This is a genomic window from Allobosea sp. (genome assembly GCF_035999205.1).
GTDB lineage: Bacteria > Pseudomonadota > Alphaproteobacteria > Rhizobiales > Beijerinckiaceae > Allobosea.
In genome coordinates this window covers 171,084-187,251 of record NZ_DASYHA010000025.1, presented here as the reverse complement: position 1 = coordinate 187,251, position 16,168 = coordinate 171,084, and the positions used below count along the sequence as shown (strand labels likewise).

The 16,168-nt window shown below is 66.5% G+C and carries 13 protein-coding genes and 1 tRNA gene; 7 read left to right on the top strand and 7 right to left on the bottom strand.

Annotated elements, in window-relative coordinates:
* Window positions 1-106 precede the first annotated feature (106 nt).
* Together ilvD and VGN82_RS16285 are read left to right on the top strand one after the other, a co-directional pair.
* Window positions 107-1,948 (top strand): dihydroxy-acid dehydratase, encoded by a 1,842-nt coding sequence (gene ilvD, locus VGN82_RS16290; protein WP_327528090.1) that lies wholly within the window; start codon window positions 107-109, stop codon window positions 1,946-1,948.
* A gap of 595 nt (window positions 1,949-2,543) precedes the next feature.
* Window positions 2,544-3,194, top strand: coding sequence for an SOS response-associated peptidase (locus VGN82_RS16285; protein ID WP_327528089.1), 651 nt, complete (start codon window positions 2,544-2,546; stop codon window positions 3,192-3,194).
* Window positions 3,195-3,270: 76 nt separating this feature from the next.
* Here the strand turns inward: VGN82_RS16285 and VGN82_RS16280 are convergent.
* Window positions 3,271-3,348, bottom strand: a tRNA-Pro gene (locus VGN82_RS16280).
* Between the two features lie 208 nt (window positions 3,349-3,556).
* Between VGN82_RS16280 and VGN82_RS16275 the strand changes: the two genes are divergently transcribed.
* Window positions 3,557-4,378 carry a class I SAM-dependent methyltransferase gene (locus VGN82_RS16275; protein ID WP_327528088.1) on the top strand — a complete coding sequence of 274 codons (822 nt, stop codon included), beginning with the start codon at window positions 3,557-3,559 and terminating at the stop codon, window positions 4,376-4,378.
* 28 nt (window positions 4,379-4,406) lie between these two features.
* On the opposite strand, the gene VGN82_RS16270 is transcribed toward VGN82_RS16275, so the two are convergent.
* From VGN82_RS16270 to VGN82_RS16260, 3 genes are read right to left on the bottom strand one after another with little or no spacing between them, the layout of a single operon-like run.
* Window positions 4,407-5,504, bottom strand: coding sequence for an acyltransferase family protein (locus VGN82_RS16270; protein WP_327528087.1), 1,098 nt, complete (start codon window positions 5,502-5,504; stop codon window positions 4,407-4,409).
* 3 nt (window positions 5,505-5,507) lie between these two features.
* On the bottom strand, window positions 5,508-6,758 hold the full coding sequence (locus tag VGN82_RS16265; RefSeq protein WP_327528086.1) for an O-antigen ligase family protein: 1,251 nt from the start codon (window positions 6,756-6,758) through the stop codon (window positions 5,508-5,510).
* Complete coding sequence (locus VGN82_RS16260) at window positions 6,755-8,305, bottom strand: undecaprenyl-phosphate glucose phosphotransferase (protein ID WP_327528085.1); 1,551 nt, start codon at window positions 8,303-8,305, stop codon at window positions 6,755-6,757. Before VGN82_RS16260 ends, VGN82_RS16265 begins: the two co-directional genes overlap by 4 nt.
* Before the next feature lie 584 nt (window positions 8,306-8,889).
* Between VGN82_RS16260 and VGN82_RS16255 the strand changes: the two genes are divergently transcribed.
* Both VGN82_RS16255 and mdtI read left to right on the top strand, forming a co-directional pair.
* Window positions 8,890-9,261, top strand: a complete 372-nt coding sequence (locus VGN82_RS16255) for a DMT family transporter (protein ID WP_327528084.1) — start codon at window positions 8,890-8,892, stop codon at window positions 9,259-9,261.
* A complete protein-coding gene (mdtI, locus tag VGN82_RS16250; protein WP_327528083.1) occupies window positions 9,258-9,596 on the top strand; it encodes a multidrug/spermidine efflux SMR transporter subunit MdtI in 339 nt (112 codons plus the stop codon). The genes VGN82_RS16255 and mdtI overlap by 4 nt, the downstream gene beginning before the upstream one ends.
* Here the strand turns inward: mdtI and VGN82_RS16245 are convergent.
* Window positions 9,583-10,773, bottom strand: a complete 1,191-nt coding sequence (locus tag VGN82_RS16245) for a glycosyltransferase (protein WP_327528082.1) — start codon at window positions 10,771-10,773, stop codon at window positions 9,583-9,585. The genes mdtI and VGN82_RS16245 overlap by 14 nt on opposite strands.
* A 37-nt stretch (window positions 10,774-10,810) precedes the next feature.
* Window positions 10,811-11,371: a polysaccharide biosynthesis/export family protein gene (locus tag VGN82_RS16240; RefSeq protein ID WP_327528081.1), complete on the bottom strand. Its 561-nt coding sequence runs from the start codon at window positions 11,369-11,371 to the stop codon at window positions 10,811-10,813.
* A gap of 192 nt (window positions 11,372-11,563) precedes the next feature.
* Between VGN82_RS16240 and VGN82_RS16235 the strand changes: the two genes are divergently transcribed.
* Window positions 11,564-13,723 (top strand): GumC family protein, encoded by a 2,160-nt coding sequence (locus VGN82_RS16235; RefSeq protein WP_327528080.1) that lies wholly within the window; start codon window positions 11,564-11,566, stop codon window positions 13,721-13,723.
* Between the two features lie 9 nt (window positions 13,724-13,732).
* Here VGN82_RS16235 and VGN82_RS16230 read toward each other — a convergent pair whose 3' ends face one another.
* Window positions 13,733-14,980: a GNAT family N-acetyltransferase gene (locus tag VGN82_RS16230; protein ID WP_327528079.1), complete on the bottom strand. Its 1,248-nt coding sequence runs from the start codon at window positions 14,978-14,980 to the stop codon at window positions 13,733-13,735.
* A gap of 131 nt (window positions 14,981-15,111) precedes the next feature.
* Between VGN82_RS16230 and VGN82_RS16225 the strand changes: the two genes are divergently transcribed.
* On the top strand, window positions 15,112-16,164 hold the full coding sequence (locus VGN82_RS16225) for a polysaccharide deacetylase family protein (RefSeq protein ID WP_327528078.1): 1,053 nt from the start codon (window positions 15,112-15,114) through the stop codon (window positions 16,162-16,164).
* Window positions 16,165-16,168: the final 4 nt, after the last annotated feature.

The window sequence follows — 16,168 nt, the reverse complement described above, 5'->3', positions numbered from 1 at the left end:
GCCGCCCCGATCGCAAGGATCGGATTATTCGATTTTGAAGCTGGCGCTCCGCCTCGTATGAGGTTCCTTCGGTTTTCGGCAAGAGATCAAGACAAGAGGTCAAGAAATGCCCGCCTATCGCTCCCGCACCTCTACCCATGGTCGCAACATGGCCGGCGCTCGCGGCCTCTGGCGCGCCACCGGCATGAAGGATGGCGATTTTGGCAAGCCGATCATCGCCGTGGTGAACTCCTTCACCCAGTTCGTGCCGGGCCATGTCCATCTCAAGGATCTCGGCCAGCTCGTCGCGCGCGAGATCGAGAAGGCCGGCGGCGTCGCCAAGGAGTTCAACACCATCGCCGTCGATGACGGCATCGCCATGGGCCATGACGGCATGCTTTACAGCCTGCCGTCGCGCGAGCTGATCGCCGACAGCGTCGAATACATGGTCAACGCCCACTGCGCCGATGCGATGGTCTGCATCTCGAATTGCGACAAGATCACGCCCGGCATGCTGATGGCGTCGATGCGCCTCAATATCCCCACCGTCTTCGTCTCGGGCGGGCCGATGGAGGCCGGCAAGTACATCGCCGAGGGAGTTCTGAAGAAGGTCGATCTCGTTGATGCGATGATCGCGGCGGCCGACAGCAAGTACAGCGACGCCGAGGTCGAGACGATCGAGCGCTCGGCCTGCCCGACCTGCGGCTCCTGCTCGGGCATGTTCACCGCCAATTCGATGAACTGCCTGACCGAGGCGCTGGGCCTGGCGCTGCCCGGCAACGGCTCGGTGCTCGCGACCCATGCCGACCGCAAGGGCCTCTTCGTCGAGGCCGGCCATCTGATCGTCGATCTGGCCCGGCGCCACTACGAGCAGGACGACGCCTCGGTGCTGCCGCGCAATGTCGCGAGCTTCAAGGCCTTCGAGAATGCCATGACCCTCGACATCGCCATGGGCGGCTCGACCAACACGGTGCTGCACCTCCTCGCCGCCGCCCATGAGGCGGAATGCGACTTCACCATGGCCGATATCGACCGGCTGTCGCGCCGCGTGCCGGTGCTCTGCAAGGTCGCTCCCTCGGTCGCCAACGTCCACATGGAGGACGTTCACCGCGCCGGTGGCATCATGGCGATCCTCGGTGAGCTCGATCGCGCCGGGCTGATCGACACCTCGCTGCCGACCGTGCACAGCGCGACGATGGCCGATGCGCTGGTGCGCTGGGACATCGCCCAGACCCATAGCGAGAGCGTGCGCTCATTCTATAGCGCAGCGCCGGGTGGTGTCCCTACACAGACGGCCTTCAGTCAGGAGCGGCGCTTCGAGGAGCTCGATCTCGACCGCGAGAAGGGCGTCATTCGCAGCAAGGCGAACGCGCATTCGCAGGATGGCGGGCTTGCCGTGCTGTTCGGCAACATCGCGCTCGACGGCTGCATCGTGAAGACGGCCGGCGTCGACGCCTCGATCCTGAAGTTCTCCGGCCCGGCCGTGATCTTCGAGAGCCAGGACGCGGCGGTCGAAGGCATCCTCAACAACAAGGTCAAGGCCGGCGAAATCGTGCTGATCCGCTATGAGGGGCCGCGTGGCGGACCGGGCATGCAGGAGATGCTCTATCCGACGAGCTATCTGAAATCGAAGGGGCTGGGGAAAGCCTGCGCGCTGGTCACCGACGGTCGCTTCTCGGGCGGCTCGTCAGGGCTCTCGATCGGCCATGTCTCGCCGGAAGCCGCCGAGGGCGGTGCGATCGGCCTCGTCGAGAGCGGCGACATCATTGCGATCGACATCCCCAATCGCAGCATTTCACTACAGGTTTCCGACGAGGAGCTGGCCACCCGCCGCGCCGCGATGGACGCAAAGGGCAAGGATGGCTGGAAGCCCGCCGCACCGCGCAAGCGCAAGATCTCGACCGCTCTGAAGGCCTATGCGGCGATGACGACCAGCGCCGCCAAGGGAGCTGTTCGAATCGTCGAGTGATCGGCGGCAGACAAGAGGCCTGGGACTGACCAGCGTCGACGCCTGCGTGGGCGGGCCGGCGCTGGTCGAGCGCAGGCGCGATGTTCGTTGTCGCGCAGGAGCTTACTTGCCGAGGGCGGTAGCAGGCGTCTGCTGTGGGTCGGTTGCGGATGTTGGCCGTCGCGCCATTATAGGCGGCATGGAGTATCATTTGCACGTGACCGCCGACGCGATAGCCGCACACTTAAGCAAGGGCTTCCGCATCGAACGCATCGACCTCAACGGGGCACGAACTCCCTATCCTGTCGGCTTCGTCCAGACCGCCTTGGATGATAGTCAATGCCTTTGGGGAACGAGGTCCGAATATGCCCTACTCGCAACCCCTCTCGATATGCCAGCTGCTCAGGATGCAGGGGCAATTCTCCTGATCCCCTACAACGACGGCGGCCTGATTTCCGTGAGTCACGATCGCGGGAGCGTTCCGTTGGGGAACGCGAAGCCGGCGGACTGGTTCGCCGCCACGGCGGAGCCATTTCAGAAGCTGTGCCGACCCTGGCTCTAGGTGCGCTATGGGTCGAGAGCAGACATGGAGGCAGCTTCACGCTAGCCTCGCCCGATGTGCAATCTCTACAGCCACACGCGAAATGTCGAGGCGATGCGGAAGCTGTTCGCCAAGTTCGAAGTTGCGGCACAGGTGGTGCCGCAGCCCGGGATCTTCCCCGACTATGCGGCGCCGATCATCCGCAACGAAGGCGGTCAACCGACGCTGGCGATGACGCGCTGGGGCATGCCGTCGCCCGTCTTCGCGCTCGAGGGCAAGAAGACCGATCCGGGCGTGACGAACGTCCGCAACACCAAGAGTCCGCATTGGCGGCGCTGGCTCGGCGTCGAGAATCGCTGCCTGGTGCCGTTCACCTCGTTCAGTGAGTTCAACAAGGCCGAGGGTGGCGACATCTGGTTTGCCTTCGACGAGACGCGGCCGACGGCATTCTTTGCCGGAATCTGGACGCCGCAGTGGAGGAGCGTGCGGAAGCTCAGGGAAGGCGAGGTCTCAGCAGATTTTTATGCCTTCCTCACCACCGATCCGAATGCCGAGGTCAAGGGCATCCATCCGAAGGCGATGCCGGTGATCCTGACGACGCCGGAGCAATGCGAGACCTGGATGACGGCTCCCTGGGAGACGGCGAGCTACCTGCAGAGGCCGCTGCCCGACGGCAGTTTGAAGATCGTCGGCCGCGGCGCGAAAATGGACGGCGAGGCCGTCTAGCCGATCGGAGATCGCGCTGGGATTGTCCATCGCGCCGATGTGTGGCGGCAGAGGTGTTTGATTTTATTGGAATTTATGGTCGGAGCGAGAGGATTCGAACCTCCGACCCCTTGTCCCCCAGACAAGTGCGCTAACCGGGCTGCGCTACGCTCCGACGGGTCGGCTTATAGTGGCGGGTGCGCCGGGATGCAATCCGCTTTGGCGGCTGATTCATGCAGTTCCTCCACGATTGTGAATTGAACCGATGCGGCACAACTCGGGCGGGGCGATATTAACCCTCGATTAAGTCTTCGGTTGCGGCCTTCGCGCGCTGCCCGCATGGTTTTGCGCGGGGCGGGGAGGTCACGCAGGCGGAGAAGACCATGTCACTGGCGACAGTCACGGAGGCCCGGGCCCGGCCCGCGATGCGCGCATCGGCGCAATCCTCCGGCTCCCTCGAAGCCTTCTTCCGCGATCTCGCGCCGGATTGGCATTCGCAATGGGCCTGGGACAACTACGAATCGACCATTCTCGACTTGAGCCAGCGCCTCGGCCTGCACCGTGTCTGCGAGATCGGCGGCGGGCGCGACCCGCTGTTCACGGCTGAGCAGGCGAGGCGCCGCGGCATCGATCTCATCGTCAACGACATCGATGCCGGCGAACTGGCATTGACGCCGGCAGGGCTCAAGACCGCGCGCTTCGATATAGCCGGAGACCTGTCCGAGCCCGACGTCGCGCGTGGAGGCTATGATCTGATGGTCTCGCGCATGGTTTTCGAGCATGTCGCGGATGTCGAGCGCGCCTGGACCAACATCCATGCCCTGCTGGCGCCCGGCGGCGTCGCGCTCGCCTTCTTCCCGACGCTCTGGGCTCCGGTCTTCGCGCTGAACCACGTCCTGCCGGAAAAGGCCTCGCGCGCGATCGTCCATGCGCTCTTCCCGCTGCGGCGCGACGGCGGCGGCGATCCGAAGTTCCCGGCCCATTACGACTGGTGCCGCGGCAGCAGGGGACAGCTCACGCCGATGCTGAACCGCGCCGGCTTCTCCGATGTTCACATCCAGCGCTTCTGGGGCCATGGCTATTTCGATCGCATGCCCGGCCTGAAGCAGGCCGACCATGCCTTCAATGCGCTCGCGGCGAAGATCGGCTGGGACCTGGTGACGACCTACGCCTATGTCGTCGTGCGCAAGGACCGCGCCGCCTGAACGGATATGTCAGCCTTGGGCGGCCGGCTCAGGACAGGGCGGCTGCCTGTTCCGGCGCGTGTGCCGGCCGTTTGCTCGAAGGGCCGAGCCAGGCTTGCGCCCAGCGCAGCAGGGGCCGCTCGAGCCAGCGATAGACCAGCACGGAGCCGAGCGTGGCGATCGCTGCCGCGACGAGGACGTAGACCGTCAGCGAGATGGAGTCGCCGACAAAGTTGATCCAGACGTTGCGGAGCGGCCGCAGGATGAAGGGATGCGCCAGATAGAGGCTGTAGGAGGCGTCGCCCAGCGCCGCGAGCCATAGCACGGCGCGCGACGACGATCCCGGAGAAAGGGCCGCCGCCGCCACCACGAGCAGCGCCGGCACGCCCCAGCGCAGCCCGTCGAACGCCGTGGGCTCTCCGTCGAGGCCGGGAACCTTCAGCATCCCCGCGAAGCCGATCAGCCCGAGCACGATCGCCACCGGAGCCGTCAGGCGGGCGCCGTTGAGGAACGCCACGGCGAGCAGGCAGCCGAAGAGGAATTCCAGCACGAGCGACTGGCTCCAGAAGGCGAGCTGGACCTGCTCAGGTTGGAACGCCAGCCCGATCGTCGCGAAGCTCAGGATCGCCAGCGTGAGCACCGCCATGCCGCGGCGGAAGGGGAACGCCAGCGCGGCGGCGAAGAGGACGTAGAAGAACATCTCCATGTTCAGAGTCCAGCCGAGCGCCATGACCGGGCGGATCTCGCCGGGAACGCGCATGCTGGGGATGAAGAGATAGGACGCCAGGACGTGCTTCCAGTCGCTGATCGGTACGTTGAGCAGCTGCGGCATCAGCAGGGCGCCGACCAGCAGCGCTGTCGTCAGCAACCAATAGAGCGGCACGATCCGGATCAGGCGCCGGGTCAGGAAGATGCGCCATGCGCCCGGTCGGCCGAAGAGATCGGCCGAGGTGTAGACCATGATGAAGCCGGAAATGACGAAGAAGATGTCGACGCCGAAGCCCCAATTGACCGCCGACAGGTCGGCGGCGGGGCGGCCCAGCGCGGCGGACATCACCTCGGTCTCATGCGCCGCATGGCCGACGACCACGAGAAAGGCCGCCACCGCGCGCAGGACTTGGACGTTGAGATTGCGCTCCGCCGCCATGTTTCAGCTCGCCTTCGCCTTGGCGATGCGAACAGGTGACACAGCGGCGGTCAGGCCCCAGACGAGGCCGAGCATCAGGTAGAAGTGGCGCCAGTGGTCGGTGTCGATCTGCAGGCCCTGGAGGATGTGGATGAACAGCACCGCCCAGATCGCGATCGCATGCTGCTGCGTCGGCGCGCGCCGGAAGGCGAGCCGCCAGCCGACATAGGAGGTCGCCGCCATCAGGGCGAGCCAGGAGAAGCCGCCGAGCCAGCCATAGGAGGCGAAGGCGTTGACATAGACGTTGTGCGGATCCTGCTGGTTGAAGAGCCAGCGAAAGCGCAGCGGCCCGAAGCCGTTCGGCTCGTCGAGCAGGAGCGGAATCGAGCGCAGCTGGCTACCGAACCGACCCGTCACGCCCTGGTCGTAACTCTGGTCGAAGCTGGCGCGGGTCTCGAAGACCGCGCGAATGTCCTCGAATGACAGCGCGACCAGAAGCGCCACGACCGCCAGCATCAGCGTGATCAGGGTGAGCGCGACGATCCGCGCGCGCCGCGCCGCATCCGGTGCGACAAGAAACGACAGCGCGACCATGATCAGCACGGAGGCCGCGAGATTGCCCCACGCCCCGCGCGAGAAGGTTAGGAACAGTGCAAGGAGCGGGATGCTGATCGAGAGCAGGCCGCGCACCAGCCCGCTCTGGCCATTCAGGATGCGCTGGATGCCGAAGACGATCGGCAGCACCAGAAACGGTCCGAGCACGTTCGAGTCCTTGAAGGTGCCGGAGGCACGCCCATAGAGCGTGAAGCTGTCGCCGAGGCCGGCGATGTTGAAATAGCCGAGGATGCCGGCGATTCCGGCGCACCAGGCTGCGAACAGATAGCCTTTGCGCAGGGTCTCCAGCCGTCCGAGCGTGTCCTCGGCCAGGATCGCGGCGATGACCACGGCCGTGATCATCAGATAGAGCGAGACCGCCATGAAGCGGACGGCATCGGGATCGCTCATCCACGGGATCAGCGAGAACAATCCGCCGATGTTGAAGACCAGCAGCAGGAAGGCCAGCGGCAGCAGCCGCTGCGAGAAGCGGATGCCGGTGACGGCGAAGACCAGCAAGACGAGAAGGAATGCGATCTCGTAAGGCGACGGCTCGATCAGCGCCACCCAGCTCGACGCCGTCAGCAACCATAGCGCGCCGCGCTTGATCGAGGCATGCGAGATGCGCAGACGGCCGCGGTGGCCCGGCTTCGGCCCAGCGCTGTCGGCGACCGCGCTCAATAGGCGTTCTCGGTCTTTGTCATCAGCGAGAGCGGCGTCTTCACCAGGATGAAGAGATCGAGCAGCACCGACCAGTTCTCGATGTAGTAGAGATCGTGCTCGACGCGGCGCTGGATCTTGTCCTCGGTGTCGGTCTCGCCGCGCCAGCCATTGACCTGCGCCCAGCCGGTGATGCCGGGCTTGACCTTGTGGCGGGCGAAATAGCCGTCGACGACCTGTTCGTAGGCGCGGTTCGAGGCCGTGGCGTGGACTGCATGCGGGCGCGGGCCGACCAGCGAGAGGTTGCCCTTCAGTACGACGTTGAACAGCTGCGGCAGCTCGTCCAGCGAGGTCTTGCGGATGAAACGGCCGACCCGGGTGACGCGGGGGTCGTTCTTGGTGACCTGCTTGGCGGCCGCGTGGTCGCTCATCTCATGGTAGAGCGAGCGAAACTTCAGTACCTCGATCTGCTCGTTGTTGAAGCCGTAGCGCTTCTGGCGGAACAGCACCGGCCCCTTCGAGTCGAGCTTGATCGCTATGGCCGTCGCCAGCATCACCGGCGAGAGCGCGATCAGCGCCAGCGTTCCGACGACCTTGTCGAAGACCCATTTGACCACGATGTCCCAGTCCGCGATCGGCCGGTCGAAGACGTCGAGCACCGGCACCGCGCCGAAATAGGAGTAGGAGCGCGGGCGGAAACGCAGCTTCGACATATGCGCCGAGAGGCGGATGTCGATCGGCAGCACCCAGAGCTTGCGCAGCATGGTGAGCAGGCGCGCTTCCGCCGAGATCGGCAGGGTGAAGATCACGAGATCAAGCTTGGTGCGGCGCGCGAATTCGACGAGGTCGTCGATCGTGCCGAGCTTCGGGTAGCCGGCGACGAGATCGGGCGAGCGGTCGTCATTGCGGTCGTCGAAGACGCCGCAGATGCGCAGGCCTGTGTCGCGCTGTGCCTCGAGCGCGCGGATCAGGGCCTCGCCACCTTCGCCGCCGCCGACGATGGCCGTGCGCCGCTCCAGCCGCCCCGTCCGGGTGAGATGCCGCACGCCGAGCGTGACGATCAGGCGCTCGGTCAGCAGTGCCGCCACGCCGACGCCGTAGAAGCCGAGCAGCCAGACGCGCGAGACCTGGTCGCCGATCTTCAGGAAGAAAAAGACGGCGAGCGTGACCAGGAACAGCAGCGTCCAGCCGCTGGCAAGCCTCACCGCCATGGCGATGAAGTTCCTGAGCGCACCGACATGGTAGAGATGCAGCGACTGGAACACTGCGAGCGCGCCGACGGCCAGCGCCGGAATGGTGACCTGATAGGGCAGGGTGCTGTCGACGACGCCGGCGACATAGAGCCAGTAGACCAGCCCGCCGGCGCCGATGATGGCCAGCACGTCGAAGAACCGGACCAGCCCCTCGATCATCACAGGGGAGAGCGTCGGCTTCACCGGGATCGCTGCGATACGCTCGGCGAGCGGGTGAAAGATCCGCGTACCGCTGCTGGATGGGCCGAACATCTCGGGCGTAGCCGAGGCGGCTGCATCCGCCTTCATCAGATCCCGGACATCGAAGGCACCCATGACGTCAAATCCCTGGTCGCTGCAACCCTGGTCGCTGTCGACGCGGCCGGTCGCTGGCCGCGCCGGTTGCCGATCTTGCCGCTGACCTATCGGAAAATGCTCACGGAAGGCTTAATCGGACCGGTTACTGTTTCCATAGCCGCGCGGTTGGCCGGCTAGAGCGCGGATTGTGTCGTTGTCCCAGGCCCCTCGGCTGCCTTGGCGGTCTCTGGCTTACCTTGGGCCGGCACGTCGGAACGCTCGTGCCAGGACCACGAATTTCGCTTGGGGGATCAAGATATTGGACCGGTTTTGATCGCTTGCGATGGATGTCGTTCTTGAGTGCCGAAACTGTAATGAAGTTGTCTTAGGTTGACGCGAAGCAATGTGAAGGCTATATCCATCTGCGATGAGTGTCTGAGAAGCACATTTTTGAGCGATCAAGTTTTTGGCCTCTGTGGCCGAGAGTCGATTGCCGTGCTGCTTTCGAGGCGGTTTTCCGCCGAGAGCCTTTTTGATCCGGACCTGATCTCAAACTCCAACTTTTGCTTAGCTGCCTGGTATCGCCCCCGCGATCCCCGTTGCCGGCTTCGCCCGTGTGCAACATGTCTACCCATTGGTTCTTCCTGCTCGCGGCCATCGCCGTCGAGATCGTCGCGACGGCCGCGCTGAAGTCGGTCGTCTCGGCTCCCTGGCTGGTGGCGTTCCTGCCTCTGGCTCTGATCGGCCTGTCCTTCGCCCTGCTCAGCATCGCGCTGCGCGTCATCCCGCTGGCTGTCGCCTACGCGGTCTGGGAGGGGCTAGGCATCGTCGGCATTGCCGTCATCGGCCATCTGCTCTTCGGCGAGCATCTGACTGCCGGCCGCCTCGTGGCGCTGGCCGCGATCCTCGCCGGTATCCTGCTGCTCGAGCGCGGTGTCGGTGACGCCGAGGCCGAAGAAGCCCGCCACGCTCGCGTCGACGGGAGGCTGGTGTGACCGTCGCGCTGATGCCTCAGGCGCTCGCCATCGCCTGGCTGGCGCTGGCGGTCGTGCTCGAAGTCACGGGCTCCTGCCTGCTCAAGCTCTCCGACGGTATGAGCCGTCGTCTGATCGGCCTGCTCGGAATCGTCATGGTGATCGGTGCCTTCGCTGCCCTAGCTCAGGCGATCCGCGGCATGGACCTGTCCGTGGCCTATGCGGTCTGGGGCGGGGCGGGCCTCGTCATCACCGCTCTCGTCGGCATGCTGGCCTTCGGTCAGCGCATTCGGCCGACGGGCTGGGCCGGCATCGCCCTGGTGATCGCCGGCGTGCTAGCACTCAAGCTGCTTTGACCGGCCGTTCCGGCTGGGCCTCGCTACGCTTCGCCAAGGCGTCACGATAGGCCGCAATCACGCCGTCGGTCATCGCATCGAGCCGAAAGTTCTCGCGCACATGCCGCGCGAGATCTGCGGCCTGCGCGTCGCGGGCCGCGGCGGGGGTCGCCAGCATGCTGCGGATGGCATCGGCCAGTACGACCGGGTCGTTGGCCGGAATCAGCCGGTTCCTGTGGCGGGGCCCGTAGATCTCGTTGATGCCGCCGACATCGGTGGAGACCAGCGGCTGGGCTGCTGCCGCCGCTTCCAGGATGACATAGGGCAGCGATTCCGCCCGCGACGGCACGACCATGACGAGGGCTCGCGACAAGGCTCGCCGGATCGGGCCGGGCGGCTCGAAGACGCATTGCTCCGCGATGCCGCGCGATATGGTGAGCGCGCGCAGCGCCGCCTCGTCCGGGCCGGAGCCGACGATGAGCATGCGGGGCGCCAGGCCGTCGCGGCTCTTGAGCAGGCTGAGCGCGTCGATCAGCGTGTCGATGCCTTTCGCCGAGCGAAGTTCGCCGAGATACAGGAGGTCGAAGCTCGCCTCCGTGTGGTCGACCGGAACGAATTCCGGGTCCGAGATGCCGTTCAGGACGATCCGATGATCGGTGCGCGGCATATGGCCGATATAGGCTTCGAAGCGCCCGGCAATGAAGCGGCTCTCGAACAGGAACATGTCCGTTGCAGGTTCGAGAAGCCGCTCGACCGCCATGTAGAGCTTATGCTCGGTTCCGCCGGGCTTGTAGTTGAAGCTGCCGCCATGTGGGGTGTAGGCCGTGGCGTAGCGGCGCCCGGGGCTGGCGAGGGCCGGCAGCCGCCCGTAAAGGCCGCCCTTGGAACCGTGGCAGTGGACGATGTCGGGGTCGAGCCGCGAGCGCACCGAGATCGCGCTCATCTGCGCCCTGGCGTCGGTGATGTTGGGATAGCGCGACATCGGCACGCGCGTGACGCCGAGGCTCAGGAGGCTCTCGAGATCGGCGAAGACATCATCGGCGCGGGCTCCGCCGGTCGTTGAATCGCAGAAGATCCCGACCTGGTGGCCGCGCTCCGCCTGGCCGCGTGCGAGGTCGAGCACATGCCGGAAGAGGCCGCCGAGCGGGGCCCGAAAGACGTGCAGGATACGCAGCCGCGGCAGCGAGGTGTCGGTCATTGGGCAGCCTCCGGCAGCCAGGCTCCCCTGGCCGCGCTCAGAACCAGCGCTCCTTGATGACGATCGTGTCGCCTGGCTGGACGGGATAGGTGATCGGCACGCTGGCGGTGACGAGCTGGCCTTCGACCTGGCGCGTCACCTCGGCATAGGAGCGCTGGCCGCGTGGCGTGAAGCCGCCGGCGATCGCCACCGCCGTCTGCACGGTCATTCCCGGCACGAAGGCAAACTGGCCGGAATTGGTGACTTCGCCGAGCACAAAGAAGGGACGGTAGGTGTCGACCTCGACGGAGACCTTGGGCTCGCGCAGGAAGCCGGCCCGCAGCCGTCCCTCGATCGCTTTCTCGAGCTGCTGGGTCGTGCGCCCCTGCGCCTCGACCGCGTCGATCAGCGGCATCGAGATCCTCCCGGAGGCGTCCACCGCATAGATGTTCGAGAGATTGTCCTGCCCAAAGACGATGATGCGCAGGCGGTCGCCGCTGGCGAGGCGATAGGGTCCGCTCGGCTGCGCGAGCGCATAGTCGGAAGGCGCGTAGCGGGGCGCGCAGGCGCCTGCCGTCATGGCGACAGCCAAGGCGAGAGAGGCGAGACGTCGACTCATCACAAGCGATACCCATGCGGAACCCGGGCGGAGCATGGGCTCGATATGGTTAACAAAGCCTTCAGGTTGACGGTTTCGGCGCCGGCCGGGATGGTGTTTCGGCCCGTTCTTAACCCTGCAATAACCTTACTGCGCTTTCATTGACGCAGCGTCCTGTCGAGGGCGCGAGAGTTTTGCGTGAATGGATGGGTCATGACCGCTCAGACCGAGGGCCTCGCCAGGGACGACGTGGCGCGCGACGGTGAAAGCCGCGGCGAGATGCTGGATCTCTCCGCGCTCTGGGCGGCGATCAAGCGCCGCCGGATGTGGATCATCGGTCCGACGGTCGCGGCTTTCGGTCTGTCCTTCGTCGCCGTGAACCTGGTTTCGCCACGCTACACCGGCGAAGCTCGCATCCTGCTCGAGAACCGCGGCAGCTTCTTCGCCCTTCCGGGCCAGGCCTCGCCCGAGAGCGCCGGGCAATTCGACAGCGAAGCCGTTCAGAGCCAGGTCCAGCTCATCATGTCGCGCGATCTCGCCCGCGAGGCGATCAAGCGCATTGGCCTGGTCGGCAATTCAGAGTTCGATTCAGGCGCCGGCGCGCTGAATGCGTTGCGCAAGATCGGTGTCCTCGTCGGCCTTGGCGGCCACCCGGCCGACCGTTCGCCCGAGGACCGAGTCCTTGAGAAGTACTTCGACCGGCTTCTGGTCTATCCGGTCGGGCGCTCGCGCATCGTCGCCGTCGAGTTCACTTCGCAGGACCCGGCGCTCGCCGCCAAGGGCGCCAACATCATCGCCGCCACCTATCTGGAGATGCAGGAGGCCGCGAAGCAGGATTCCGCTCGCAGTGCCTCCTCGTGGCTCTCGACCACCATCGAGCCGCTGCGCAAGCGCCTGGCCGAGGCCGAGGCGAAGGTCGAGGAGTTCCGCTCGCGCAACGGCCTGCTCGTCGGCGCCAACAACACGACCATCAACGCCCAGCAGCTCGGCGACCTCTCGACCCAGCTTTCGGCGGCCCGCAGCCAACAGGCCGAGGCCCAGGCCAAGGCGGGCCTGATCCGCGACGCGATCAAGCAGGGCCGCACCTTCGAAATTCCCGATGTCGCCAATAACGAGCTGGTGCGCCAGCTGATCGAGCAGCGCGTCAACCTGCGTGCCCAGATCGCGCTCGAGTCGCGCAATCTTCTCTCCGAGCACCCCCGCATCAAGGAGCTGAACGCCCAGCTCGCCGACCTCGAAGGTCAGCTTCGTGCCGCCGCCGAGCGTACGGTGCGCACGCTGGAGAACGAGGCGAAGATCGCCGGCCAGCGCGTCGAGAGCTTCACCGCCGCGCTCGACGGGCAGAAGAAGAGCGTCTCGACGGGCAATGACAGCGAGGTTCAGCTGCGTGCGCTCGAGCGCGAGGCCCGCACGCTCCGCGAACAGCTCGAGCAGTACATGCTGCGCTATCGCGAGGCTGTCGCCCGCGACACCCAGAATGCGACGCCCGCCGATGCCCGCGTGATCTCGCGCGCCATCGAGCCGACCGAGCCGTCCTTCCCCAAGAAGCTGCCGACGGTGCTGGTGGCGACGCTTGCGACCTTCCTCGCCTCGCTGGCGACGGTGGTGTCGCGCGAGCTGCTCGACGGCCGCCGCGACGCACCGACCCCGCAGCCCCGCCGGGCACCGGGCTGGGTCGGCGGCGTCGCCCGAGCCGAGGACAGCCCCGTCGACCCGCGCCGCGAACGCGTCGCGGGCCTGCTGACGCATGGCGGCCGCCTCGGCCAGATCACGCTCGATTTCGTCCATCCGGAGCAGACGCTGGCCGACATGGCCGAGCGCATCGAGGAGCCGGCCCGCGGCATGGCGCCGATGGTGCTCGTGCTCGACGGCGCCGGCGAGGGCGCGACGACGCCTCGCGACCTGGCGGAGCTCCTGTCGCAGCGCTGCCGCTGCATCATCGTCGATCTTGCCGCCGATGAAGGGCGCAGCCAGCCCGGTTTCTCCGAGCTGCTCGCGGGCGAGGCGCTGTTCTCCGACATCATCACGCGCGCGTCCGGCTCCCGGCTACACCGCATCGGGCCCGGCAGGGCCGGGCGCGACGCGGTTCTGGCCGCGCCCGATCTCGTCGAGGTGGCGCTGGACGCGCTCTGCGAGACCTATGACTGGGTCCTGGTCGCCGCTGCCTCGAATGACGAGGGGGCGGTGCTGGCGCCGCTGGCCCGCCGCGCGCAAGGCGGGCTCGTCATGGCAGGCCAGCTCGGCAATGGCCACGCCGTCGAGGCGGCCTATCGCCTGGCCGATCTGACCAAGGCGCCGGTGACGTTGATGCTCGACGCGCCCCCGGCGGCGCCGATGCCTGGCCTGCGCGAGCGCGACGCCACGCCCGTCTGAGAAGGCCCCCTAGTCCTCGACGGCGCGCGCGCGGCCTCGGTTCAGCCAGCCCAGGCCGCGATGCGCGATCCTGAGCGCGAGCGGCGAGGCCTTGATCCGCCGCTTGGCCTCGCGCTTGGCGCGGCTGAACCAGGCGAAGGCGCGTCCCTTGGCGGTGAGCGGCAGGAAGCTGTCGACCAGCTCGTCGCGCTGATCGCAGATCGTCGTCTTGTAGCGGGCTTCGCCGACGCCGAGGTCGAATACGGTCGTTCCCTCGCGACATTTCAGTTTGATCAGATCGACCAGCAGGATTTCACCCGGGCTCGTCCTGGCGGCCTTGCTCTCCATGTCGAAGGAGGTCGCCATCCCGGAGAAGCGCGCGGCGTGTACGGCGCCGACATAGGTCGCAACCGATTGGCCTGCGAGGTCGAGAGAGTAGAGCTCCAGAACCGGCGCAGATGCTCCGTCCGAGCGCGCAGCAAGCTCCAGAAACCTGCGGACCTCTGGTGCCGCGAACGGATCGGGCACGCCCATCATCCGGAAGCGGGCAGCCTTCTGCTTCAGGAAGGCGTCGATCACCCTGTTGATCTCGACGGGTTCGCGTGCCCGGACGATTTCGGAGGGGCCGAACTCGGCGAAACGGTTGCGCTTGTTCTTCAGCTTCTTGTGGGCATGGCTGCTCATCGAGCGCCGCAGCGAGCCGTCGCCATCGCCGGGGACGAGAGCGAGCTTGTAGGCGCCGCTCGGGCTGGGACCCGCAGCCAGCGCCGCCAGCGGATTGGCGACGCCCTGCCACTGCGTCGGCTGGTTGACGAAGATGAAGGCGTCGAGCCCGCCGATCACGCTGCCGATCTCGGACAGCAGTTGGCGCATGTTCCGGGCGTCCAGCAGCGCGGCGAATTCGGGCGCGTACAGGCCCATATGATAGTTTGCGTGCTTGCCGCCGATGAACTCGGCGAAGCGGATGCCGTTGCGGCGGGTGATGACCAGCGGCAGGATCGCGAGGGGCTCTGCCGAGGCGTCCCGCACCACGACATGGCGGAAGCTCATGCCTTCGGCTGCGCCGACCGTTTGGACGAAGGGGCGCACCCAGCCAAAGGCTTGATAGGGCGTCACCAGCGCACACGCCTCGAGATCGCGCCAGTCGGCCTCGATGGCAGTGATGTCGTCCGTCACCGTGACGCTATGCCAGGGCCGCGCTCCGGCAGCATCCCGATGCCCCGCCGGCAAGGGTGCCGACGAATTCTCGGTAAATGCGGAGTCGGCGAATGCGGACATCGATGGCCGGCCTCGAAAGCGGATCGTGCTCCTCCTTAACCCGCCATTGTGAACGGACTGGGCAAGATCGCGCTTCCCCGACGCCGGCATCGGCGAACAGCGTTAGCGAGCGGTTGCCACGGAACGGATAGATGAACCTGCGTCACAAAGCCTTCTCCGCCGCCTTTGCGGCGATCTCGGCGACCGGCGCCGACCGCTGGGGCAGGGGGCTCGCCCAGGGCGCCGGCGTCATCCTGACGCTGCACCATGTCCGCCCGCAGGGGGGCGACGGCTTCCGCCCGAACGGCCTGCTCGAGATCACGCCCGGCTTCCTCGACGCCACCCTCAGGCTCATCCGTGCGGAGGGCTACGACCTCGTCTCGCTCGATGAGGCGTTGCAGCGGCTGACCGCCCCGCGCAAAGGTCGCTTCTTCGTCGCGCTGACCTTCGACGACGGCTATCGCGACAATGTCGAGCATGCCTGGCCGGTGCTGGCGCAGCATGGCGCGCCCTGGACACTCTTCGTCACCACAGGCTTCGCCGACCGGACTGCGCGCCTCTGGTGGCGCGAGCTGGAGGAGGCGATCCGCGCTCTCTCGGAGATCGAACTGACGCTACCGGATGGCCGCTTCAGCGCCCGCACCGGCAGCGACGCCGAGAAGCAGCGTGCCTTCAACAAGCTCTATTGGCGTCTGCGCAAACAGCCGGAAGCGATTCTGCTCTCGGCGATTTCCGACCTCGCCGGCCAGGCCGGGATCGATGCCGCCGCGATCGTCGAGCGCGAATGCCTGCCTTGGGAGACGCTGCGCGCGCTCTCCGGCGCGCCGGGCGTGACAATCGGAGCGCATACGCTCAGCCATCCGATGCTGGCCAAGCACGAGGAGGCCTTCGCTCGGGCGGAGATCGTCGAGAGCAAGGCGCGGCTGGAGAAGGAGTTCGGCTTGGCCGTCCGGCACTTCGCCTATCCTGTCGGCGATCCGACCTCGGCCGGGCCGCGCGATTTCGCGCTGGCGCGGGAGGCCGGTTTCGCCTGCGCCGTCACCACGCGCCCGGGCCATCTCTTCGCCGAGCATGCCGAGCATCCGCACGCCCTTCCGCGCGTCTCGCTAAATGGCCTGCATCAGAGCGAGGCGGCGGTCAGGGCGATGCTGTCGGGCTTGCCGTTCTGGCTCTGGAATCGGGGGCGGGGGGTGAAGGCAGGTTAGGGCG